Annotated in this window: 20 protein-coding genes and 1 other RNA gene; 12 read left to right on the top strand and 9 right to left on the bottom strand. The window is 65.6% G+C overall.

Annotated elements, in window-relative coordinates:
• Positions 1-34: 34 nt before the first annotated feature.
• The 4 genes from ffs to AC1D14_RS11920 all read left to right on the top strand — a co-directional run bounded on the left by ffs (position 35) and on the right by AC1D14_RS11920 (position 5,662).
• Positions 35-131, top strand: an RNA gene (gene ffs / locus AC1D14_RS11935) — signal recognition particle sRNA small type.
• On the top strand, positions 130-3,480 hold the full coding sequence (locus tag AC1D14_RS11930) for a DNA polymerase III subunit gamma and tau (RefSeq protein ID WP_476968559.1): 3,351 nt from the start codon (positions 130-132) through the stop codon (positions 3,478-3,480). The genes ffs and AC1D14_RS11930 overlap by 2 nt, the downstream gene beginning before the upstream one ends.
• A gap of 100 nt (positions 3,481-3,580) precedes the next feature.
• Positions 3,581-4,180, top strand: a complete 600-nt coding sequence (gene recR / locus AC1D14_RS11925; protein WP_476875061.1) for a recombination mediator RecR — start codon at positions 3,581-3,583, stop codon at positions 4,178-4,180.
• A 123-nt stretch (positions 4,181-4,303) separates the two neighbouring features.
• Positions 4,304-5,662: an aspartate kinase gene (locus AC1D14_RS11920; protein WP_476875060.1), complete on the top strand. Its 1,359-nt coding sequence runs from the start codon at positions 4,304-4,306 to the stop codon at positions 5,660-5,662.
• A 131-nt stretch (positions 5,663-5,793) separates the two neighbouring features.
• Here AC1D14_RS11920 and AC1D14_RS11915 read toward each other — a convergent pair whose 3' ends face one another.
• A complete protein-coding gene (locus AC1D14_RS11915; RefSeq protein WP_476875059.1) occupies positions 5,794-6,036 on the bottom strand; it encodes a hypothetical protein in 243 nt (80 codons plus the stop codon).
• 71 nt (positions 6,037-6,107) lie between these two features.
• Entirely contained in the window at positions 6,108-6,302 is a 195-nt protein-coding gene (locus tag AC1D14_RS11910; protein WP_476875205.1) for a hypothetical protein, read from the bottom strand.
• 114 nt (positions 6,303-6,416) lie between these two features.
• Here AC1D14_RS11910 and AC1D14_RS11905 point away from each other — a divergent pair, with 114 nt between their 5' ends.
• Entirely contained in the window at positions 6,417-6,929 is a 513-nt protein-coding gene (locus AC1D14_RS11905) for a MarR family winged helix-turn-helix transcriptional regulator (protein WP_230118721.1), read from the top strand.
• 153 nt (positions 6,930-7,082) lie between these two features.
• Here the strand turns inward: AC1D14_RS11905 and AC1D14_RS11900 are convergent, their stop codons facing one another.
• Entirely contained in the window at positions 7,083-9,509 is a 2,427-nt protein-coding gene (locus AC1D14_RS11900; RefSeq protein ID WP_230118720.1) for a S8 family serine peptidase, read from the bottom strand.
• A gap of 243 nt (positions 9,510-9,752) precedes the next feature.
• On the opposite strand from AC1D14_RS11900, the gene AC1D14_RS11895 reads away from it, so the two are divergent.
• From AC1D14_RS11895 to AC1D14_RS11885, 3 genes are read left to right on the top strand one after another with little or no spacing between them, the layout of a single operon-like run.
• On the top strand, positions 9,753-10,418 hold the full coding sequence (locus AC1D14_RS11895) for an SSI family serine proteinase inhibitor (RefSeq protein WP_230118719.1): 666 nt from the start codon (positions 9,753-9,755) through the stop codon (positions 10,416-10,418).
• Between the two features lie 34 nt (positions 10,419-10,452).
• The gene (locus AC1D14_RS11890; RefSeq protein ID WP_230118757.1) at positions 10,453-11,424 is read left to right on the top strand and encodes a 3-methyladenine DNA glycosylase; all 972 of its coding nucleotides are present in this window, start codon (positions 10,453-10,455) and stop codon (positions 11,422-11,424) included.
• A complete protein-coding gene (locus AC1D14_RS11885) occupies positions 11,421-11,795 on the top strand; it encodes a serine protease inhibitor (protein WP_230118718.1) in 375 nt (124 codons plus the stop codon). The genes AC1D14_RS11890 and AC1D14_RS11885 overlap by 4 nt, the downstream gene beginning before the upstream one ends.
• Positions 11,796-11,927: 132 nt before the next feature.
• On the opposite strand, the gene AC1D14_RS11880 is transcribed toward AC1D14_RS11885, so the two are convergent.
• Both AC1D14_RS11880 and AC1D14_RS11875 read right to left on the bottom strand, forming a co-directional pair.
• The gene (locus tag AC1D14_RS11880) at positions 11,928-15,083 is read right to left on the bottom strand and encodes a S8 family serine peptidase (RefSeq protein WP_476968558.1); all 3,156 of its coding nucleotides are present in this window, start codon (positions 15,081-15,083) and stop codon (positions 11,928-11,930) included.
• A 280-nt stretch (positions 15,084-15,363) separates the two neighbouring features.
• A complete protein-coding gene (locus AC1D14_RS11875; protein WP_230118716.1) occupies positions 15,364-15,549 on the bottom strand; it encodes a hypothetical protein in 186 nt (61 codons plus the stop codon).
• Positions 15,550-15,788: 239 nt separating this feature from the next.
• Here AC1D14_RS11875 and purS point away from each other — a divergent pair, with 239 nt between their 5' ends.
• From purS to purL, 3 genes are read left to right on the top strand one after another with little or no spacing between them, the layout of a single operon-like run.
• Positions 15,789-16,040 (top strand): phosphoribosylformylglycinamidine synthase subunit PurS, encoded by a 252-nt coding sequence (purS, locus tag AC1D14_RS11870; protein ID WP_056631212.1) that lies wholly within the window; start codon positions 15,789-15,791, stop codon positions 16,038-16,040.
• A gap of 1 nt (position 16,041) precedes the next feature.
• The gene (purQ, locus tag AC1D14_RS11865) at positions 16,042-16,815 is read left to right on the top strand and encodes a phosphoribosylformylglycinamidine synthase subunit PurQ (RefSeq protein ID WP_476968557.1); all 774 of its coding nucleotides are present in this window, start codon (positions 16,042-16,044) and stop codon (positions 16,813-16,815) included.
• Entirely contained in the window at positions 16,812-19,145 is a 2,334-nt protein-coding gene (gene purL, locus AC1D14_RS11860) for a phosphoribosylformylglycinamidine synthase subunit PurL (RefSeq protein WP_230118714.1), read from the top strand. The genes purQ and purL overlap by 4 nt, the downstream gene beginning before the upstream one ends.
• Before the next feature lie 75 nt (positions 19,146-19,220).
• Here the strand turns inward: purL and AC1D14_RS11855 are convergent, their stop codons facing one another.
• The 4 genes from AC1D14_RS11855 to AC1D14_RS11840 form a co-directional block, all read right to left on the bottom strand.
• Entirely contained in the window at positions 19,221-20,162 is a 942-nt protein-coding gene (locus tag AC1D14_RS11855) for a hypothetical protein (protein WP_230118713.1), read from the bottom strand.
• A 119-nt stretch (positions 20,163-20,281) separates the two neighbouring features.
• Positions 20,282-20,575: a DUF503 domain-containing protein gene (locus AC1D14_RS11850; protein WP_230118712.1), complete on the bottom strand. Its 294-nt coding sequence runs from the start codon at positions 20,573-20,575 to the stop codon at positions 20,282-20,284.
• Positions 20,576-20,650: 75 nt separating this feature from the next.
• A complete protein-coding gene (locus tag AC1D14_RS11845; protein ID WP_230118711.1) occupies positions 20,651-20,968 on the bottom strand; it encodes a putative quinol monooxygenase in 318 nt (105 codons plus the stop codon).
• Positions 20,969-21,018: 50 nt separating this feature from the next.
• On the bottom strand, positions 21,019-21,291 hold the full coding sequence (locus AC1D14_RS11840; RefSeq protein WP_476968556.1) for a hypothetical protein: 273 nt from the start codon (positions 21,289-21,291) through the stop codon (positions 21,019-21,021).
• On the opposite strand from AC1D14_RS11840, the gene AC1D14_RS11835 reads away from it, so the two are divergent.
• Complete coding sequence (locus AC1D14_RS11835; RefSeq protein WP_476968555.1) at positions 21,290-21,415, top strand: hypothetical protein; 126 nt, start codon at positions 21,290-21,292, stop codon at positions 21,413-21,415. The genes AC1D14_RS11840 and AC1D14_RS11835 overlap by 2 nt on opposite strands.
• Positions 21,416-21,681 lie beyond the last annotated feature (266 nt).

Raw genomic sequence — 21,681 nt, 5'->3', positions numbered from 1 at the left:
TTCGGGGCACGCCGAAACTTCGGGTAAACTGTCTGACGGCCCCTCATGTGGCGTCATCCTGTTGAACTCCCCCAGGACCGGAAGGTAGCAAGGGTAGACGGGCTCTGGCGGGTGCATGGGGGGTCTTTTATGTCAGTCCCGATTGGTAGGGTTTTCTCTGTGACTGTTACTACCGCCCTTTACCGTAGGTACCGCCCCGATTCGTTCGCGGACGTTATCGGGCAGGAACATGTCACGGAGCCGCTCATGACGGCCCTGCGCAAAAACCGCGTGAACCACGCCTACCTTTTCTCCGGACCGCGCGGCTGCGGCAAGACCACTTCGGCCCGCATCCTGGCCCGCTGCCTCAACTGCGCGGAAGGTCCCACAGACACCCCCTGCGGCGTGTGCCCCAGCTGCATTGAACTGGCCCGCGGCGGCTCAGGATCACTCGACGTGATCGAGATCGACGCCGCCAGCCACGGCGGTGTTGACGATGCCCGGGACCTCCGGGAGCGGGCTACCTACGCCCCCGTTCGGGATCGCTACAAGATCTTCATCATCGACGAAGCCCACATGGTCACCTCGGCAGGCTTCAACGCCCTGCTGAAAATCGTTGAAGAGCCGCCGGAACACATCAAATTCATCTTTGCCACCACCGAGCCGGACAAGGTCATCGGAACCATCCGGTCCCGCACGCACCACTATCCCTTCCGGCTGGTGCCGCCGGAACCGCTGATGGCGTACCTCGAGCTGCTCTGCAAGCAGGAAAACGTTCCCGTGGCGCCAGGCGTGCTGTCTCTGGTCATCCGCGCGGGCGCAGGCTCTGTCAGGGATTCGCTGTCGGTTCTTGACCAGCTCATGGCCGGAGCCGGACCCGACGGCCTGGACTACGAGCTCGCCGTCGCGCTCCTTGGCTACACCCACGCTTCGCTCTTGGACGATGTGGTTGAGGCCATTGCCGCCTCCGATTCCGCGACCGTTTTCCGGGCGGTGGACCGTGTCATTCAGACCGGGCATGATCCCCGCCGCTTCGTCGAAGACCTCCTGGAACGCTTCCGGGACCTCATCATCGTCCAGGCCATGCCGGAAAGCGCACAGTCCATCCTTCGGGGCACGCCGGCCGACCAGATCGCGCGGATGCAGAACCAGGCGCACAACTTGGGCGCCGCCGAACTGTCGCGGGCAGCCGACGTCACCAACACCGCCCTGACGGAGATGACCGGCGCCACCTCCCCGCGGCTGCACCTCGAGCTGCTTTGCGCCCGCATCCTGCTGCCCAGTTCGGAACAGACCGAACGCGGCATTGCGGCGCGGATCGACCGCGTGGAGCGCAGACTCAATTACGCAGGTAACGACGTCGGCGCTCCGGCGGCCACTGCTCCCCCGGCCACTGCTCCCGCGCCCGCTGCTCCCCCGGCACCGGCCGCTGCTCCCCAACCGGCCGCTGTTCCCCCGGCACCGGCCGCTGCTCCCCAACCGGCCRCTGTTCCCGCGCCCGCTACGACGCCGGCCCCTTCGACCGCCGGGACTGCCACTCAAGCGCCAGGCAGCCACCCACCGGCTGTCCCGCAGGTCGGCACGCCGGCAGAGCGGGAGACCATCGCTGCACCCCGGATCAGCACCAGCGACTGGCCGGTGGAAGAACCGCAGCCAGGCGTCCGCAGGCCGTCCTCCGATTCGGCTGCCGGCACCGGACGCGAGCCCGTTCTGCACGCCCAGCCAAAAGAACCCGCTCAACCCGCGCAGGCTGCCCCGCCCTCCTCCGGCGTCGCGCCTGCGCACGCTGCGGAGTCACGCCCGGAAGCGGCGCCCTCAGCACCTGCTGCAACTCCGGCCACTGCCCCTCGCGCAGCAGCTTCAGCGCCTGCGGGTGCAGCCGCCGACGTCGAAGTGCTGCGGCGTGCATGGCCGGAGATCCTGCAGACGCTCACGAAAATCAAGCGCAGCACCTGGGCGCTTGTGGAGCCCAACGCCCAGGTTGGCCAGTTCGACGGTCAGGTGCTGACGCTGGTCTTCACGACGCCCGGGCTGGCGGGAGCCTTCGGGCGCGCCGACCATTCCGAGAACCTGCGGCAGGCCATCCACAAGACCATCGGCATCGACTGCCAGATCACTGCGACGGCAGGCGGATCCAATAGCGCAGCGAGCTCTGACCCAAACCCAAAAGGGCCTACTAGCCGGGACATCCCGGCTACCACCGCGGATGCGGACTGGGGGCTGACCCCGGCCATGCCTCAATCCGCGCGGGAACCGGAGCGGCAGGTGCAAGCGCCGGCAGCGGCATCGGCCGTTTCGCCCGGTGCGGCTTCCGCGGTGGTTCCGTCGTCGGCTTCAACCCCACCAGCCTCGCCTGCTGGCGGGTCAGGCTGGACGCCGCCCCCTGGTCCGGCACCCGCTCCAACCGCCCCGGATCACGGCACCGGCAGTCAGCCTTCGCCCGCTCCTGCGGCCACCGCTTCGCTGCAGCCCGCCGACGCCGGCCAACCGGACGACGCCGTGTCATCAGACGCCGTGTCATCAGATGGCCTGCCATCAGGCGACGCTGGCCAGCAATCCGGTGCCGGACTTGGCGGCTCCTACTCCTACCCTGACGACGACTGGGGTCCGCCCCTCGACGAGGACGCCCCGCCCCTGGACGAAGAACCGCCCATGGACTGGGAGCCTTCGCCCCAACGTCAGCAGCACAATGCTCCGTCGTCGCAGGATCTGCCGCGCCAGGCTGCCGACGCGGTATCGGCACCGACTGGGCACCCGGCACCAGCTGAACGCGCCGAACAAAAGGACGGACCCGGCCAAACTGACCGCCAGTCAGTGCCCGATAACTCCGGCGACCCCTGGACGCGTGCCGTGGAACAGGCCCCCGGCGTGTGGCTCATTGGCTCCGAAAGCAATGTGGGCAAGTATTCGGGCGAAACCGCGGATGGAAGTGGGCAAACGCCGCCAGCAACAACTGCACCGCGCTATGAACCGGCAACGGCTCAGGTGCCCCCGGCGGAACCGGTCCAGGCGGAACCGGTCCTGGCAGGCGCTTCGGTGTCCACGCCGGCTGCGGTCGACGCCCACGTTCCGACACAGGCTCAATCCACCGAGCCTGAAGCAGGCACGCCAGCGTTCGCTCCTGCCTATGCCATGGCGTCCGCTCCGGTTCCGGCAGCCCACGCCACTGCATTCGCGCCAAGCGCGGCGCCCGCTTCACAGCCCCGCCCTGAGGCAGTCCCGGCTGCGTCGCCCGAGGCGGCACCTGTACTTCCCGCCAGCGGAAAGCTCAGCCTCTACCAGAGGCTGTCGAACAGCCCAGAAGCCGAAGCAGGGCGGGCGAAGGCACCGGCCCGCAAGGCCGACTCCGTGGCGTCCTACGTACAGGACATCCCCAGCGCGGACGACGAAACCATCGAGGAGTCCGGCGTGTTTGGCAGGGCCGCGGTTGAGCGTATTCTGGGCGGAAAGCTGATTGAGGAACGGTCACTGGACGGAAGTCCGCTGGTGCCCCGTTATTAGAACGGACTGCCCGCCCGCTCCGTCCGCTGTCCGTCGCCGGTCGCGCCGTGCCGGCGGCACGGGTTAGCGGCCATCTTCCAACCAAGTAATCGAGGACGTTGTGTACGAGGGTGCAGTTCAAGAGCTGATCGACGAGCTCGGACGCCTGCCCGGCGTCGGGCCAAAGTCGGCCCAGCGGCTGGCCTTCCACATTCTGGAGGCCGATCCCCAGGACATGAAGCGCCTCGCGGATGCCATCACCACGGTCAAGGAACGTGTTAAGTTCTGCACGGCCTGCGGCAACGTGACCGAGCAGGAGCTCTGTAACATCTGCCGGGACCCGCGCCGGGACCCCTCCGTCATCTGTGTAGTGGAAGAATCCAAGGATGTCCTGGCGGTGGAGCGTACCCGCTCTTTCCGGGGCAGATACCATGTGCTGGGCGGCGCGATAAACCCCATCGCCGGTATCGGTCCCGACCAGCTGCGGATCCGCGAACTCCTGACCCGCCTCAACGACGGCGCCATCCAGGAAATCATTATTGCCACCGACCCCAACCTCGAGGGGGAAGCAACGGCCACGTATCTTGCCCGGATGCTCAAGTCGATCGGCATCGCAGTGACACGGCTGGCTTCCGGCCTCCCGGTAGGCGGCGACCTCGAGTACGCCGACGAAGTGACACTCGGCCGGGCCTTCGAGGGCCGCCGCGACGCCCTCAGCTGACCGTCCGGGGTCACAATTCAACGCCCGCCGGGGGCGGCGATAAACTGGTCACATCAGTTACGCCGCCGCGCCGCAAGGCCGCCTGGCCTCCAGAACTCCGATTGATCCAGTGAAGGTGCACGCATGAGTATGCCCAGTACCGATGTGAAGACCGAGCCGCAGCCGCAGGAGCACGCCGTTAAGCCGGCCGCCACCGCCCAGCTCATCGTGCAGAAGTTCGGCGGCTCCTCGGTGGCCGACGCGGAGGGCGTCAAGCGGGTTGCCAAGCGCGTTGTCGACGCGCAGAAAGCCGGCAACGAGGTCGTTGTGGTGGTTTCTGCGATGGGCGACACCACGGACGAACTGCTGGATCTCGCTGCGCAGGTCACCGATTCCGCTCCGGCCCGGGAGATGGACATGCTGCTCTCCGCCGGCGAACGCATTTCCATGGCGCTGCTGGCAATGGCCATCAACAAGTTCGGCGCCTCCGCCCAGTCTTTCACCGGTTCCCAGGCCGGCATGATCACCGACGGCATCCACGGCAAGGCCCGGATCATCGATGTCGATCCGCACCGCATCCGGACGGCCCTCGACAAGGGCCATATTGCCATCGTTGCCGGCTTCCAGGGCATGAGCCGCACCACCAACGAGATCACTACCCTGGGCCGCGGCGGCTCGGACACCACCGCCGTTGCCCTTGCGGCCGCCCTGGACGCCGATGTCTGCGAGATCTACACGGACGTGGACGGAATCTACACCGCCGATCCGCGCGTGGTGCCATCCGCCCAGAAAATCGACCGCATCTCCAGCGAGGAAATGCTGGAACTGGCCGCGTCGGGAGCCAAGATCCTCCACCTGCGGTGCGTCGAGTACGCCCGCCGGTTCGGTGTGCCGCTGCACGTCCGTTCCTCATTCAGCCAGCACGAAGGCACCTGGGTCCTGCCGGGCGCCGACGACAAAATCAAGACTCAAGAGGGAGTTGCCTTGGAGCAGCCAATCATCTCCGGTGTTGCACACGACCGGTCCGAAGCCAAGGTCACCGTCGTGGGTGTTCCGGACATCCCCGGCAAGGCAGCCGCGATTTTCCAGGTGATCGCGGACGCGCACTCGAACATCGACATGATTGTCCAGAACGTGTCCACGCACGGGACCGGCCGCACGGACATTTCCTTTACGCTGCCCATCGTGGAAGGTGCAGACGCCCTCGCGGCCCTCCGGGCGGCCGAGCCGGAGATCGGCTTCGAAAGCATTGAGTACAACGAGCAGATCGGCAAGCTTTCGCTGATCGGCGCGGGCATGCGCTCCCACCCGGGCGTTTCGGCCACGTTCTTCAAGGCCCTGTCCGACGCCGGCATCAACATCAACATGATCTCCACGTCAGAAATCCGCATCTCTGTGGTGACGCACGCCGATCTGCTGGACGACGCCGTCCGGGCCATCCACAAGGCGTTCGACCTGGACAGCGAAGACGAGGCAACGGTCTACGGCGGCACAGGCCGCTAACCAAAGGCTTCAGGCACAAGAAAACGACTGCCGGTCTGGCTCAGCCAGGCCGGCAGTCGCGTTGGTCATGCGCCGTGGAGCGCGCCATGTTCAATGCGTCGTGTTCACTGCGCAAGTTTCAGGATTTCCCCCTACTGGAGATCGCTCTTGCGCACTGCGTAGTGATGGCCTTCGGAATCGGTCTCGACCTCAAACTGCGCCAGATCGTCTTCCGAGGCGTGCTCGAAGTCGTCATGCATGTGAACCACCGGCGCTGAGGAATCGCCTTGGGTGGCAGGGCCGAATACGAACCGGAGCCTGTCGGTCAGGTCCATAAAGCCAGCGAGTACATGTGCCACAAGTCCCACCTCCTTCCCTGAACGAAGGTCGAGCATCTGCTCTTCGTAACTGCCAGTGCCCTCATTTTACGCCGGGACTGCCGAAAAGGCCCCGGCCTCTTCAGCGCCTAGCGGAGGGACTTATCGTCCGGATTGCGCGGCACGACGTAGGTGCTGCCGTCCGGGCGGTGGACCGTTTCCCACTGCTGGGTTTCGGCCTCGCGCTGGGCGAGCAGCCTGCGGTTCTCCTCGGTCATGTCGTGCACCAGGGAACTCCGGTTCGCGGGGCCGAATATCGCCTTCAGCTTGCCGGTTGCCCGCATGAACCGTTGTGAAGCATTCTCTTTTGCCACGGTATCCACTTCTCCATTTCGAAGGCTGCTGCCAGAATCAACGATACACTAATTATTAGTGCACTAACTATTGAAGGAACGCTCATGACAGGGAACCGGAATGCCCCGGCAACGTACCCGGCCGCCGACGAAGCGGTCCACGACGCCGCTGCCGAATCCGTGGAGGACGATCTTCTGCTGGAACGCCAGTTGTGCTTCGCGCTGACGGTCGCCTCACGCGGCGTCGTCGGCGCCTACAAGCCGGTCCTGGAGAGGCTGGGCCTAACCCACCCCCAGTACCTGGTCATGCTGTGCCTGTGGGAATCCAGCCCCCGCTCAGTCCGTGACATCAGCGAGGCACTTGCCCAGGAGCCCGCCACCATCTCCCCCCTCCTCCGTCGTCTGGAATCGGCCGGTTTCATCTCGAGGCGCCGCGTCGAGGGAAACGAACGGACCCTGGCCGTGGCGCTGACCCCCGCCGGAGCAGCACTGCGTCAACAGGCAACCTCGGTTCCCGGCACCATGATGGCCAAGCTGGGCCTCACGCGGGAACAGGTGGAGACGCTGCACCGCGCGATGATGGACCTCATCGCCGCAACCGGCGCCGCCCGGAGCTGAGCTCCGGATTAGGCCGGGCAACGGGATGACCCGCAAGAACGGGACAGCGCACGACGCCGGCACTCACCCCGTGAGGTGAGTGCCGGCGTCGTCCTTGTTAAGTGCCCGCCAGCCAAGTGTCCGGCAGCTGGACAGCGGCTACGGTGACAGCGGCTACGGGGCCACCGGCCGCACCGCCACCGGAGACCGCACGCTGTTATCGGACGATGTCCACGTCAGGGATCCGGTGGCATACGCATTCAGCGGGGCACCGGCGGTGGCGAAGGTGATGGTGAAGGTGGCGCTCTCCCCTTCTTTCAGGGTCACCTCTGCGGGGCTCACGGTTGCCTTGATGCCCGGAACGTCGACTGCGGCACTGTAGGTTCCCCCCTTCACCGCCGTGACCGTGCGCTTGACCGTCTGACTGCCGGCAAGGGCGCCGAGGGCAACCGACGGCACGTTGACGTCCTTTGCGGCCACGGGTGCTACGCCCAAGTCGATGCCCTGACCCTGGAGGAAGCCCATCCAGTCGGCGATCCCGGCGTCGTAAACCAGGCCCGGCGAGGCGAACTTTGACGGATCCACCTCGCCCGCGCCCTGGGCGAAGACGTCGTGAACCTCAGCACCGTCGGCGTTGACCAGGTCGTATGCGGTGGTCATGATGGCGGACTTCACGGCCGCCGGGGACCACTGCGGGTTTTTGCCGAGCAGAAGCGCACCGGATCCTGCGATGTGCGGCGCAGCCATGGAGGTGCCGGACAGGAACCCGAAGTTCTCGCCCTTGAAGCCGATCGGCGACACGGCGGCCAGGACGGCCACACCGGGCGCCGCGACATCCGGCTTCAGCAGGTCGCCGTCGGACGCCAGCGTTGGACCGCGGGAGGAGAACTCAGCGATCTGCGGTACCGGCGGAAGTGCAGCACCTGTCGTGTCGGTGGCCTTGAGGCTGGCGGTCATTCCCGGATTAGCCGCGACCACGTCCTTGATCTTGGGGTCAGCAACGTGCACGGTCGGAACGCTGTGCAGGTCCGTATCCAGCGAGCCCGGCGTCACGTTGACCAGCACCATGCCAACGCCGCCAGCGCGCTTGACCTCATCGCTCTTGGCGGTGCGCGGGAAAATGCCGCGGTCGCAGACCACGATCTTCCCTGCGGCCTTGGCCGGATCCAGTGCGTTCGGGGCACACAGGGCAGCGTCGGCATCAGTGGCGGCGGCCGCTTTTACGGCCAATGCCAGGGCAATCGGCTTCGCTGCCACTTCCTCGCTCATCACACTCGCTCCGGCGAACTTGGCACCGTTGGACAATTCGGCCGTTCCGCGGAGCGAGCTGTCGAACGTGGAGGCGGCGACGCTTGTCAGCCACGGGCCGGCATGGTTCACCGTGCTGGCGATCGGGCCGGAGTTGCCCGCCGAGGCCGCCACGAACACCCCTGCTGCGGCGGCATTGAGGAAGGCGAGTGAAACGGCGTCGACCGTTGAATTGTTGTTGCCGGAGATGGAGTAGTTCAGCACATCCACGCCGTCAAGGACGGCGTCCTGGATGGCATTGAGAATGTCAGATTCGAGGCATCCTGTGGTGTCCGGGGTCGAGCCTTCCCAGCACACCTTGTACACCGCGATCTTCGCCGCCGGCGCAACACCCGAGCTCGTCCCGAAGTCACGTCCACCGGCAGTCTGGGTGACATCGCTGTTTCCGGCGGCGGTGCTGCCTGTGTGCGAGCCGTGGCCGTTTACGTCAATCGGGGAGAACAGCTCAAGCGGAGACCGCAGTTCGGGCGGAACGGCCGCTTTGTAGGCCTTGTCGTAGAACCGGGCGCCGAGCACCTTGCTGTTGCACTCGGTTCCGTCGAATCCGTCACCGCTCACGCAGTCGCCCACGAACGTCCCGCCATTGGCCTTGCGCATGGCGATGACATTGCCCTGCAGATGGTACGGTTCGCCGACGTTGGGAGTTCCGGAGAGCGGCTCGACCGGATCGCCGGTGAAGAACGGGTTGTCCGGGGAGTATCCGGTGTCCAGCATGCCCACTACGACGCCCTTGCCCGCATCCGCCTCGCCACCGAACTGGTCCTGCCATACGCCGTCCCCGCCTGGAAGGCCGAGAAAATCGGTGCTGGAGTAATCCGGCTTGCGCAGGGCATCGGGGACGACGGCCAGCACGCTGGTGTCACCGGCGAGCCCTTTGGCCTGGTCAGCCGAAAGAACGGCGCTGAAGCCGTTGACAGCCAGGGTGAAGCTCTCATCAATCCTCACGCCCTTGGCTGCTGCCGCCTGCCGCTGCTTTGACCGGAGGTGCGCATCGTATTTGCGCGAGTTGGGCCCGGAGGGGTTCAGCTTCTTGCCCTTCGGAACGGCCGTGCCGGGTATCCCGGCCACACCGCCCGAATAGGTGGCCAAGGGCTTGTCCTTGAGCATCACGATGTAGCGGCCGTCGTCAAACGCCGATGTCCGGGAGCCGGCAATTGCCTGGCCCGAGGACGGTCCGGGTGCGGCGGACGTCGGCGCGGTGAGGCCCTGGCCAACAACCATGGCGAGGCCGACGGCAAGGACTGCCGGCAGCCGTTTGCTGAATCTGTGGCGGGAAATTCTTTGCGTGGTCATGGGGAGATGCCTTCCTTTGTTCAGGACCTGTAGACCTTCGGTCCCACGAACTGGACGCTCTGCCCCCCATGGGCGTCATCACTCTTTGGTTGTTGCCGCGCACCCGTCAATGTCAGAAAGATACCGCGGACGCCGCCAAGAATCGATACCCTTCCGTTAGCAATTGCCGGATACCGTTACCGGGCCGTTCCGGACCGCTGCAGACGCCGACGGTAGAATGGGAAAAACTTGAGGAGACCTGGCATGCGCAAGCAATTTATTTCTGTGCTGCTCGCCCTCGGAGCGATGGGCGGACTGGCTGCCTGCACCCCGGACACCGGAACCGGCCAGCCTTCGGCGACCACCGGAACCACCAGCGAATCCCCGGGCACTGGCACGCCTGGTTCGCAATCCCCGGGCGCGACGCCAGGCACCACCGCCCCCGGCACCACCACACCGGGCACGACCGCTCCCGGCACGGCCTCTCCGGGTACGACGGCTCCTGGCACCACGCCGCCCGACGCCGTGACCACAGTCCCCGCCCCGGCGCCGCCTGCCGCCGCTCCGCTGCCCTCCGGACCAGGGACCGGCGACGCCGAACTCGCCATCACGGTAAGGCCCTCGAAAGAGGGAACTGCCGTCAACTACACGCTGGTGTGCAAGGACGGTGCTCCCATGTCCGAAAGCCAGCATCCCAAGGCGGCCGCCGCCTGCGCGGCGTTGAAGAAGAACGCGGCCATCCTAAACCAGCCTGCGCCCCGCAAAGACGTCTCCTGCACCCAGCAGTACGGTGGCCCTCAGGTAGCCACGGTCTCGGGTGTCGTCGGCGGCACTCCGGTGGAGGTCACCTTCACTTTGCGGAACGGCTGCGAAATCGGGGCCTGGAACGCCGCCCGGGACATCCTTGGTACTGCCAGTGGAGCAGTTTAGGTCCGTGCCCGGCGTGACGCTTCCGAGGCGGGATATTCAGCTTCAGGTGCTTCCCGCCGTTGACTGGCTGGAGATTGAGGCCGCGCATGCCAGGCGTGTGCGGCGCTACGCCGACCCCTACCTTGCCCGCCGTTCCGCCGGCCGCAAGCACCCGGTGGAAGACTTCCTGTTCACCTATTACACACAGAAGCCCGGCCAGCTGATGCGCTGGCATCCGGGAGCCGGCGTTGTCCTCTCCGGAGCGGAGGCGGCCCCGCGGAGGGACTGGAAGTATTACCGCGGGCTCGACGACGGCGAACTCTCCTTGTGCGGCCTGCCGCCCGGCAGCACCGCTGTCACGCTGGACCGCGACGCCTTTCTGGCCCGGCGCCGCGAAGCCCTGGTCTTTGCCCAGGTCATCCTGGCAGGCACGGCCGCCCGCCCGGCGCAGTTCGGCTGCTTCGGCCTGCACGAGTGGGCCATGGTCTACCGCCAGGACAAGTTTGAGCTCCGGCACGAGTACCTGAAGCTGCGGCTGGGCGAAGCCGGCACGGACAAGGTGGTAGAAGAAAACAGGATCCGCTGTTCACATTTTGATGCGTTCCGTTTCTACACCCCTGACGCCCTTCCGCTGAACGAACTGTCGCCGAGCAGGGAGAACCAGCTGTCCACGGAGCAGCCCGGCTGCCTCCACGCGAACATGGACCTGTACAAGTGGGCCTACAAGCTCTCACCCGCGTTGCCGGGCGAGCTGGTGATGGACTGCTTCGAACTGTCCTGGCGGGTACGGGCCATGGACATGCAGGCCTCCCCCTACGACCTCGCCGAGTGGGGATATCCCCCGATCAGGATTGAGACGGCGGAGGGTAAGGCCAGCTATGTGGAGCACCAGCGCGCGTTCTCTGCTGAGGCCCAGATCCTGCGCGGCAGGTTGCTGGAGGCACTCAAGCCCCTGTTTGACTCTCTGGGCCCGGAAAGTCTGTCGGAGAGATCCCCGCACGGCTCCCAGTTGAAGGAAGAAAAGTGAACAGCAGCGCTGAGCACCCGGACCTCGACCTCGACCTCACCGTCACCCTGAGCGAGGCGCCCGGCGGCCCGGACCACGTATTCACTCTTGTCCGCCGCGCCGGCGGCCGCCCCGAGACAACGCTGCCTGACCCCGCGGGGGCGATAGCCGCCGTCGAACGCTTCGGGGAGGGGATATTCTTCCCAGTGCCCGGTCCGCCCAAACTCTGTACGCAGCAGTACGGCGGTCCGCAGGTGGCTGTGGTCACCGGAACTTTCGGCGAACGCCAGGTGCATGCGCGCTTTTCCCTGACGGACGGCTGCGAAATCGCCCGCTGGCGCGCGCTTTCCCCGCTGCTGGGCGGTGTATCCGGGTCGACGGGCGCCATCTGAGGCCTAACTGGGCCGGCGGTGGGCACCGGCTTGGGCGGACGGTGCCGGTTAATCGGCAGTGGCCGGCGGTCTGCACCGCCGGCCACTGCTGTCAGGATTCCCCCAGACGGGGAACCAGGTTCCGGGACCTTCCTAGATGGAGTTATCCGGAGCCTTGGTCAGGTCCTCGTTGTGGACCTTCCCTCTTTCCTTCTTCTTCTTCGGATCCTCCGAAGCCGGCGGAACCGCGGTGGTCGCGCCGGGCGTCACCACTACGCTCACGAAGGTCGGTGCGCTGGCGCCGGCGAACGTGACCCGGCCAATGTACGAACCGGGAGCCAGGCTGTTCCAGGCCAGAGCGAGTTTGCCGGACGCGCCGTTGGCAAGGCGAACAGGGTCAGGAGTCACGGTCGCATTGCCCACGTTTGCGCCCAGTACCGCTGCGTCCACGGAAGCCTTGGTGGGCTGGCCCTTGGGGCTGTCGTAGAGATTCACGAACATTGTGTAGGTGCCCGCCGCTGGATTCGGAATGGACACCGATTCGCTGGACGAGGCCGTAGCAACAACGATCGCCTGGTTGTCGGGGGTGATGACAACCATGTCGAAGTCTGCGCTTTCATCCGCGGAGAACACGGACAGCTTGGCCAGCGGTGCACCGGCCGGAACGTCGACGGTCTTGACGAAGTTCGAGGCATCGGCCGCGTACTTGAACGGCCCGGGGACCAGCTCGATGGCGGAGGAATCCGCCTTGGACAGGCCGTCCAGCGTCACGTTGGTGGGCGAGCTTGAACCGGACACGATGCTGATGTTTCCGGAGCCGTTGCCTCCCTGCGACGTGAAGGCGACGTCCTTCGGGGCCACGACTGACTGGGGACGTACCGCAATCGGCGAGGCCACAGTCTTGTTCGACCCCTGCCAAGTGAGCGAGCCCGTGGCGAAGTACCCCAGTTTGGCGCTCTGGTTCTCGAAGGAAACCTTGAACGTGCGCTTTTCACCGGGTGCGTTGAACGACAGGATGGACGGGGTGACCGTCACCTTGACACCAGGCACGCTGGCCTTGGCGCGGTATACGCCCGGCGTCAGCGCCGTCACCGTGCGGGTGACCTCGATCCTGCCCGCCAGGTTTCCGAGCGAGAACGACGGGACGTTCATGTCGCGCGGCTTGGTGGCGCCGAGGCCCGGGATGCCCAGGTCAACACCGGTTCCCTGGATGAACCGCAGGTAATCGTCGCCGTCGGCGTCGTAGACCAGGCCCGGATCCAGCACGCGGGCCGGATCCACCTGCCCGGCGCCGGTGGCCAGGACATCGGTGTTCTTTTTGCCGTCCGCGAGCTTGACGTCACTGGCCGTTGTCATCATGGCCGATTTCACGGCCGCCGGTGACCAGTTCGGGTTCTTGCCCAGGATGAGGGCGCCGAAACCGGCAACGTGCGGGGAGGCCATGGAAGTTCCGGACATGAATCCGAACTTGTCCCCGCCGGCACCGATCGGCGATACACCGGCCAGGATGGCAACACCCGGGGCTGCGACGTCGGGCTTCAGGAGATCGGAGTCCGTGGCAAGCAGCGGACCGCGGGACGAAAAGCCGGCGATCTGCGGCTGCGCTTCAGCAGGCAGCCCGGTGGTGTCCTTGTTGACGAGGGAGACCGTGATGGCCGGGTTCGCCGCCACCTTGGCCTTGATCTCTTCCGTCGCGGGAGGGTTCACGTGGACCGTCGGGACAGAGTGCTTGTCCGCGTCGAGGGACGACGCGGAGACGTTGACCAGGATCATGCCCACGCCGCCGCCGCGCGCCACTTCGGCGCTCTTGGCAACGCGGTCGTAGGTGCCTCGGTCACAGACCACGACTTTGCCGGATATCTTTGCCGGATCCAGCGATCCGGGGCCGCACAGCCGTGGCGTGGCGTCGGTCCCCGAGGCGGCGTTTGCGGCGAGGACCACACCGGCACCGGCTACTTCGCGGTTCATGATGCTGGCGCCGCGGTACTTGCTGCCGTCGGAGAACTCAACGGTGCCCTGCAGTTCCTGGGAGAAGCTGCTGGCGGCAACCGTGGTGACCCACGGTTCGCCGTGGTTCACCGTGCTGGCATCGGGGCCCGAGTTGCCTGCCGACGCGGCCACGAAGATGCCGGCGGAGGCTGCAGACAGGAAGGCCATGGAGACCGGGTCGGTGGTGGTGGACGTGGTGCCCGAGATCGAGTAGTTCAGCACGTCAACGCCGTCCATCACGGCCTGGTTGATGGCATCGATGGAGGATGAGGTGTAGCAGCCACCGGTGGCGGGGTCGTTGTCCTCCCAGCAGATCTTATAGACCGAGAGCTTGGCCGCCGGCGCGATGCCGCTGGTCAGGCCAAAGCTGCGGCCATCCACAAACGACTCCACGTTGGCGTTTCCGGCAGCGGTGCTGGCCGTGTGGGTTCCGTGGCTGCCGACGTCGACCGGGGAAATCAGTTCTTCCGGTGCGCGGTCCGCCTTGTCCACGGTGTCCTCGAACGCTTCCGAGAAGTAGCGTGCGCTCAGGACCTTAGAGTTGCAGGCTTTGCCGTCGAACCCTTCGCCTTTCTGGCACTCACCCTCAAACGTGCTGCCGTCGGACTTCAGCATGGCGATCTTGCCGCCGGCGGTGCGGTAAGGAACGCCGACCTTCGCCTCGCCGGTGAGGGGCTTTACCTCTTCTCCGGCAAAGAAGGCGCTGGACGGTGTGTATCCGGAATCGATGACTCCGACCACAACGCCCTTGCCCGCTCCGGCCTGACCGCCAAACTGGGTGTTCCAAGTGCCTCGGGGTCCACTGAGCTTGAGGAAGTCGGTGGTGGAGTAGTCCGGCGCCCGCTGGGTGTCCGGGGCGACTGCGAGTACGTCCGCGCTCTTGGCGAGGTTCACGGCCTGGTCGGCAGTGAGTGTGGCACTGAACCCGTTCAGTGCGGCAGTGTACTTGTGCCGGATCTGCACATGTTCCTTAGTGGCGAGCGCTGTCTGCTTCGCCTCCAGGTGTGCCTGGTACTTCCGCACTTCGGCCCGGCTGGCGTCGAGTTTGCGGCCTGACTTCGGTTTAGTGGCCGGAAGTCCTGCCGTGCCGCCATCGTAGGTGGCTGCGGGCTTTTCGGCCAGGACCACGATGTAGCGCCCCGCCTGGTAATCGTTCGGATTAATGTTCTTTTGCTGCGCAGCCGCCGCCGGACCCTGTGGCGGGCCGGCGATGGCGGGCGAAGCGGCGACGGATGAAAGGAGCAAAGGCAAGCCGACACAAAGTGCCGCTGCTTTCCGGGCCCCCCGGCTTCGGAAGAAGCTTTTTCCTGCTGATTTCACGAGTGATTTGAACCTTTCATAAGGAACCGTCCCGGCTGCGTTGCCGGGCTCATGCGGCCAGGCCGCGTGGGGTTGACAGGTCTTGTCGATCCCAGCGATGGTCAGCCGAACCCCACAGTACCTACTGATAGGTAGTTATGACATAGAACACAAACCACAATTTAGTTTTGTCACTCCAAATTTCGTTGTACGAATCAGCGGCGGTTTAAACGCCGGTGGCGGGCACCCTAAAGGGCACCCGCCTGCGGAACGTCGGAAGCTCTGCTACTCCAACGGAACGCTACTGCCGAGGCGTGCGGACCACGTCGCTGATCCACTCGCGTGTTTTCTCATCCACCGGGCCCGCGACTCTATTCTGCTTGGCAGCCCGGTCTGCCCTGATCTTCTGGAGAACCATCCTCCCAAGCCCCGCGAAAACAGCGGCGGCAACCACGGGCAGCAGTACGGATTTCGGTTTCTCGGCCATGCCGCAATCCTACTGAGGGCAGGGACGGCGGGCCAGAGCCGCCGTCGTACTTCTCCGACTCCTGCGCCGCCGGCCCCGAATACGGCGTGCGGCGCTGCGGCCGGTAGAATGGGCAAGCAAGCTCGCGGAGCGCCCGTCCATGTCGTGCCATTTGTACCCGAAGCGGCCACAGACGAACGGCGTGAGACGGCACCACTCCGCTGCGCCCTTACCCAATGCTCACGCACAGGAGTTACCGGATGCCCCGGATCGTTGTCGACGTCATGCCCAAGCCCGAGATTCTGGACCCGCAGGGGAAGGCCATCGTGGGTGCACTCCCCCGTCTGGGCTTCACCAGCTTTAGCTCTGTCCGCCAGGGCAAGCGTTTCGAACTGACCGTCGACGGCGAGGTGACCGACGCAATCCTGGCCCAGGCCCGTGAGGCCGCCGAGACCTTGCTGTCCAACCCGGTGATCGAGGACGTCGTCAACGTCGAGGTCGTCGAGGCCTGAGATGACTGAACTTCCCCTGATTGGTGAGGCGGTCGCCGTGGCGGCCAACCCGAGCCTCGCCGGCGCCAAGATCGGCGTGGTCACCTTCCCCGGAACCCTTGACGACCGCGACGCCGCCCGTGCGGTCCGCCTGGCCGGCGCCACTCCCGTGGCGCTCTGGCACGCGGACACCACGCTGGGCGACGTTGACGCCGTCGTAATTCCCGGCGGATTCTCCTACGGCGATTACCTCCGTGCCGGCGCCATCGCGCGCTTCGCGCCGCTGATGTCCAAGATCATTGACGCCGCCACCTCGGACGCCAAGCTGCCGGTCCTTGGCATCTGCAACGGCTTCCAGATCCTCACCGAATCGCACCTGCTGCCCGGCTCGATGATCAAGAACGACCACCTGAAGTTCATGTGCCGCGACCAGGTCCTCCGTGTGGAGAACAACAGCACCGTGTGGACCGGCGACTACGCCGCCGGCCAGGAAATCACCGTGCCGCTGAAGAACCAGGACGGGCAGTACATCGCCGACGAAAAGACCCTGGACGCCCTCGAAGCTGAAGGCCGCGTGGTGTTCCGCTACGTCGGTTTCAACCCGAACGGATCCCGCCGCGACATCGCCGGCATCTCCAACGCCGCCGGCAACGTCGTAGGCCTCATGCCGCACCCCGAGCATGCAGTGGAGGTCGGCTACGGTCCCGAATCACTGGACGGCATCGGCGGCTCAGACACCGATGGCCTCGGTTTCTTCACCTCTGTACTGAACAAAATCGTGGGAGACAACAAATGACGGAGACCCACTCGGTCGCGCAGCCTGTCGAGACCGCCAGGAAGTTCAACATCGACACGGTCGAGAACGCAGGCAAAACGCCGGACACCGAACTCCCCTGGGCCGAACTGGGCCTGAAGCAGAACGAGTTCGATGAGGTTGTGAAGGTCCTGGGCCGCCGCCCGACCGGCGCAGAGCTCGCCATGTACTCCGTGATGTGGAGCGAGCACTGCTCGTACAAGTCCTCGAAGAACCACCTGCGCCAGTTCGGCGACAAGGTGACCGACGAGATGAAAAAGGACATGCTGGTGGGCATCGGCGAAAACGCCGGCGTCACCAACCTGGGCGACGGCTGGGCCGTGACGTTCAAGATCGAGTCGCACAACTCGCCGTCGTTCGTTGAGCCCTACCAGGGCGCCGCAACCGGCATCGGCGGCATTGTCCGCGACATCATCTCCATGGGCGCCCGCCCGGTGGCCGTGATGGATCCGCTGCGTTTCGGCGCCATCGACCACCCGGACACGGCCCGCGTCATGCACGGCGCGGTTGCCGGTATCGGCGGCTACGGCAATTCCCTGGGCCTGCCCAACATCGGCGGCGAAATGGTCTTCGATTCCGTGTACCAGGGCAACCCGCTGGTCAACGCGCTGGCTGTCGGCGTCATGCGCCACGAAGACATCCGCCTCGCCAACGCCTCCGGCAAGGGCAACAAGGTGGTCCTGTTCGGTGCCCGCACCGGCGGCGACGGCATCGGCGGCGCCTCCGTGCTGGCCTCGGAGTCCTTCGACGACACCAAGCCGTCCAAGCGCCCCGCGGTCCAGGTGGGCGACCCCTTCGCGGAGAAGGTCCTGATCGAGTGCTGCCTGGAGCTGTTCAAGGGTTCGCTGGTTGAGGGTATCCAGGACCTCGGCGCCGCCGGCATTTCCTGCGCCACGTCCGAGCTCGCCTCCAACGGCGACGGCGGCATGGAGGTTGAGCTGACCTCCGTCCTGCTGCGCGACCCCACCCTGACCCCGGGCGAAATCCTGATGTCGGAGTCGCAGGAACGCATGATGGCCGTGGTTACGCCCGAGAACATCGCCGCCTTCGAAGCAGTCATGGACAAGTGGGCCGTGGAATACTCCTGGCTGGGCGAGGTGACCGACACCGGCCGCCTGATCATCACGTGGGAAGGCGAGATCATCGTCGACGTCGACCCGCGCACCGTGGCCCACGACGGTCCGGTCTACGACCGCCCGTACGCCCGCCCTGAATGGCAGGACGCCCTCCAGGCCGATGCCTTCACTGGATCAGTGCAGGACGCCGGCCGTCCCGCCGCCCCCGCGCAGCTGGCAGCAGCCGTCACCGAGCTCGTTGCCTCGCCGAATATGTGCGACAAGTCCTGGATCACCAACCAGTACGACCGCTACGTCGGCGGCAATACCGCCCTGGCGTTCCCGGATGACGCCGGCGTGGTCCGTGTGGACGAGGAAACCGGCCTGGGCGTGGCCCTGGCCACCGACGCCAACGGCCGCTACACCTACCTCGACCCGTACCACGGCGCACAACTGGCACTGGCAGAGGCGTACCGCAACGTGGCCACCTCCGGCGCCGTGCCGATGGCCGTCAGCGACTGCCTGAACTTCGGCTCCCCCGAGGACCCGGATGTCATGTGGCAGCTCGCCGAGGCCATCCGCGGCCTGTCGGATGCCTGCATGGAGCTGGGCATCCCGGTCACCGGCGGCAATGTCTCGCTGTACAACCAGACCGGCACCACGCCCATCCACCCCTCCCCCGTGGTGGCAGTGCTGGGCAAGCTGGACGACGTCGCCCGCCGCACGCCGTCGGGCTGGCGCGAGGACGGCCAGGCCATTTACCTGCTGGGCACCACGGCGGCAGAACTGGATGGTTCGGAGTGGTCCAACCTGCGCGGCCACCTTGGCGGACTTCCGCCCAAGGTTGACCTCGCCGCCGAACGCGCGCTGGGTGAAATCCTGATCAACGCGTCCCGCGACGGCATGGTGGATTCGGCTCACGACCTCTCCGAAGGCGGCCTCGCGGCAGCCCTCGTGGAGTCCTCGCTGCGCTACGGCGTGGGTGCCCGGATCGCTCTGCAGGACGTTCTGGACCGTGATGGCGTGGACCTGTTCACGGCGCTGTTCTCCGAGACCCAGGGCCGCGCCCTCGTGGGCGTCCCGCGCTCCGAGGAAGTCCGCTTCACGGACATGTGCACCGCCCGCGGCTTTGCCCACACCCGCATCGGCGTGGTGGACGCAGCGAGCGGCCAGCTGGAGATCAACGGCGTGGACGCCATGTCGCTCGATGCCCTCCGCGAAGCCCACGAGGCCACCCTGCCGAAGTACTTCGGCTAAGGACTGACCCTCCATCGATTGCTCCGTAACTGCCCTTTTGTTCGCTCAGAACGGCAGTTACGGAGCAATCGTTCGTTAACGCCCAGGCCGCCAGCCGGCCCGGACCAAGGCCGTCCGCACTTTTGCCACCGCAGCCTTGGCGTCATTGACCATGTGACGCTTGGAGATCCGGACCTCCGTCCATCCCAAGGCTTCGTATCTCTCGGAGCGGGCGATATCCCGGACAATCTGCCCTTCCTCGCCATGGTGCTCACCCTCGTATTCGATGCCGATCCTGTATCTTCGATACGAGAGATCCGGCTGATGGTGCCTGGTTCCGTCGTCCTCGATGATGGGCACGTTCAGTTCCGGCTCGGGTAGCCCGGCCCTTTTCATGGCCAACCGCAGCAGGGACTCCTGCGGGGAGTCGCAGCCTACCCGGATGAGCTTGATGGCTTCCTTGGCTTTGCGAATGCCGCGCTTTCCCTTGTGGCGGTCGATCATCCGCTGGAGGTCTTCCAGGCTGCACAGCGGCATGTCCCTGCCCTCCAGCTCGGCACGCGGAACACGGACGCAGCTGTCACCGGCCACCACGAGTTCGTCAACGCTTAGCATTTCGGCCAGGTCCAGCCATGTTCGCTCCGGAGTGGTGATGGGGATCCCGTCCAGCACGGTGACCTCGTCCTCGTAGAGCTTCATGCGGTGGACGATCACATGGGGACGGTTGAGATGGGCGGCGCCCTCCGGTCGGATCACGTGGTACATCTGCGGTGCCTCCTTCTGCCGGCGACGCGGCAGCGACGAGAGCTCCGCGGCTGTGAGGTGGGATGCGGCGCATCTCTCGTTGACCTCGACGAATGGCCGCACCCTGACGCTTAAGGGGAGCTCCGCCGTCGGGCCCTTCGATCGAATGCCTCTTCCCAAAGCCGTCAGCGACCGGTGGCGCAACCGCTTAGGGGTGACGCCAGCGCGGCCGGCCTCGGCAACAGTGAAGGGGCGTCCTTCTAACTCCTTGGGGAGCCGGCGTGCGGTTTTCATGGATTCATCAGATCAGAACCCCTTGACCGCTGCAGAAGATATCCACACCACCCATCGAGTGCTCCGTAACGGCCCTTATGGACGCTCAAAAGGGCCGTTACGGAGCAATCGATGGAGGTTCAGTCTTCGCTGTGGAGTTCGCGCTGGCGGGCGCTGAGAAGTTCGAGTTCCGGGCGGGCCGCCACAAAGCGTTCGACGGCGGTGAGCACCTCGACGAGGTGAGCACGGTCAGCAGCCACGAGCCCCGCCCCGAGCCGCGCGCGCCGGTACTGGTCCTGGTTCCCCACCTCGGCCACGGACACGTCGTAGCGCCGTTTCAGTTCCGCGAGCAGGGGCCTGACCACGGAGCGTTTCTCCTTAAGGCTGTGAATGTCGCCCAGGAGGATGTCGAATTCAATCCATCCGATCCACATGCGGTTAATGCTATCGAGTGCTCCATAACTGCCGTTTTCAAGGCTCAAAAGGGCACCTATGGAGCACTCGACGGGTCAGATGGTGAGCTCGCCCATCCGGTCCCAGCCGTCGCCGTCGAGCTGCCGGCTGATGATGTGGGGCGTTTCCGCAAGGGCCTGCGGCATATCCGCCATGGCCTTCTTGAAGTGCTCGCTGTTCACGTGGTCCCCGGCGGCATCGTCCTTGAACGCTTCCACCAGTACGAACTCGTTGGGGTCATCCACGCTTCGGGACCAGTCAAACCAGAGGTTGCCCGTTTCCTGCCGCGTGGCCTCGGTGAAATCTGCCACGAGATCCAGCCACTTGTCGGACCAGTCGGGCTTGACCTTGAATTTGACGACGATGAAGATCACGGGCGCTTGCCTTTCGTTCCTGGGTGCAAAGACTTCATTCTCGCACTGCCTTAGTGTGCGGCCAGAGCCTGTTCGCACTCTTCGATTGCCTCACGCGCGTACTGCTGCTGCGCCGGGGTCCCTACGCGCTCCGCCCACTGCTCGGCCAGCTGGAACTCCACCAGGGCCTCGGTGAGCCGGCCCGCCCCGTGCAGCGTCCGGCCCAGGTTGTTGTGCAGCGCCACCATCCAGCGTTTCGTGCGGGGCTCGTGGGCGGTGGAGGCGTATTCCAGCGCACTCCGGGTCCAGGGTTCCGCATGGGCGGAGTCTCCAGGGTTCCGCATGGGCGGAGTCGGCGATGGCGAGCATGTGGAGGGCGTCCACGGCCAGGAACTCTTCGCCCAGATGATCGCCCAGCTCCGCGGCCTGCTCGAACAACGGCACCGCCATCGCGGCCTGGCCGCTTGAGTTCAGGATGCGCCCCCGCTCAATCAGGATTCGAATACCGACGGTGGGCTCCTCTTCACCGTCGATCGAGTCGAGCAGCCCGTCCGCCTCCTCGAAGCGGCCCTGCAGGCCGATGGCCCGGCCCAGCTGCGTGGCGAGCTCCGCCCTTTCGTAGACGTCATAGTCTTGATCGTCCATCGCGTCCCGGAAACGCCGTTCGGACAGTTCGGGATTCTCGAAATCCCACAGTCGGTCAAGGGTGGTTTGGTCCAGCATGTACCGTCTCC

It is taken from the genome of Arthrobacter sp. P1_B11, from assembly GCF_056406715.1.
This window is presented reverse-complemented; position numbering and strand designations above follow the sequence as displayed.

What these genes read in the sequence shown, in the direction of transcription:
- AC1D14_RS11920 (WP_476875060.1), top strand. Translation starts at nt 4,304, where the DNA reads ATGAGTATGCCCAGTACCGATGTGAAGACCGAGCCGCAGCCGCAGGAG.
- AC1D14_RS11915 (WP_476875059.1), bottom strand. Translation starts at nt 6,036, where the DNA reads ATGCTCGACCTTCGTTCAGGGAAGGAGGTGGGACTTGTGGCACATGTA.
- AC1D14_RS11910 (WP_476875205.1), bottom strand. Translation starts at nt 6,302, where the DNA reads ATGCGGGCAACCGGCAAGCTGAAGGCGATATTCGGCCCCGCGAACCGG.
- AC1D14_RS11905 (WP_230118721.1), top strand. Translation starts at nt 6,417, where the DNA reads ATGACAGGGAACCGGAATGCCCCGGCAACGTACCCGGCCGCCGACGAA.
- AC1D14_RS11900 (WP_230118720.1), bottom strand. Translation starts at nt 9,509, where the DNA reads ATGACCACGCAAAGAATTTCCCGCCACAGATTCAGCAAACGGCTGCCG.
- AC1D14_RS11895 (WP_230118719.1), top strand. Translation starts at nt 9,753, where the DNA reads ATGCGCAAGCAATTTATTTCTGTGCTGCTCGCCCTCGGAGCGATGGGC.
- AC1D14_RS11875 (WP_230118716.1), bottom strand. Translation starts at nt 15,549, where the DNA reads ATGGCCGAGAAACCGAAATCCGTACTGCTGCCCGTGGTTGCCGCCGCT.
- purS (WP_056631212.1), top strand. Translation starts at nt 15,789, where the DNA reads ATGCCCCGGATCGTTGTCGACGTCATGCCCAAGCCCGAGATTCTGGAC.
- purQ (WP_476968557.1), top strand. Translation starts at nt 16,042, where the DNA reads ATGACTGAACTTCCCCTGATTGGTGAGGCGGTCGCCGTGGCGGCCAAC.
- purL (WP_230118714.1), top strand. Translation starts at nt 16,812, where the DNA reads ATGACGGAGACCCACTCGGTCGCGCAGCCTGTCGAGACCGCCAGGAAG.
- AC1D14_RS11855 (WP_230118713.1), bottom strand. Translation starts at nt 20,162, where the DNA reads ATGAAAACCGCACGCCGGCTCCCCAAGGAGTTAGAAGGACGCCCCTTC.
- AC1D14_RS11850 (WP_230118712.1), bottom strand. Translation starts at nt 20,575, where the DNA reads ATGTGGATCGGATGGATTGAATTCGACATCCTCCTGGGCGACATTCAC.
- AC1D14_RS11835 (WP_476968555.1), top strand. Translation starts at nt 21,290, where the DNA reads ATGGGCGGAGTCGGCGATGGCGAGCATGTGGAGGGCGTCCACGGCCAG.
- AC1D14_RS11840 (WP_476968556.1), bottom strand. Translation starts at nt 21,291, where the DNA reads ATGCGGAACCCTGGAGACTCCGCCCATGCGGAACCCTGGACCCGGAGT.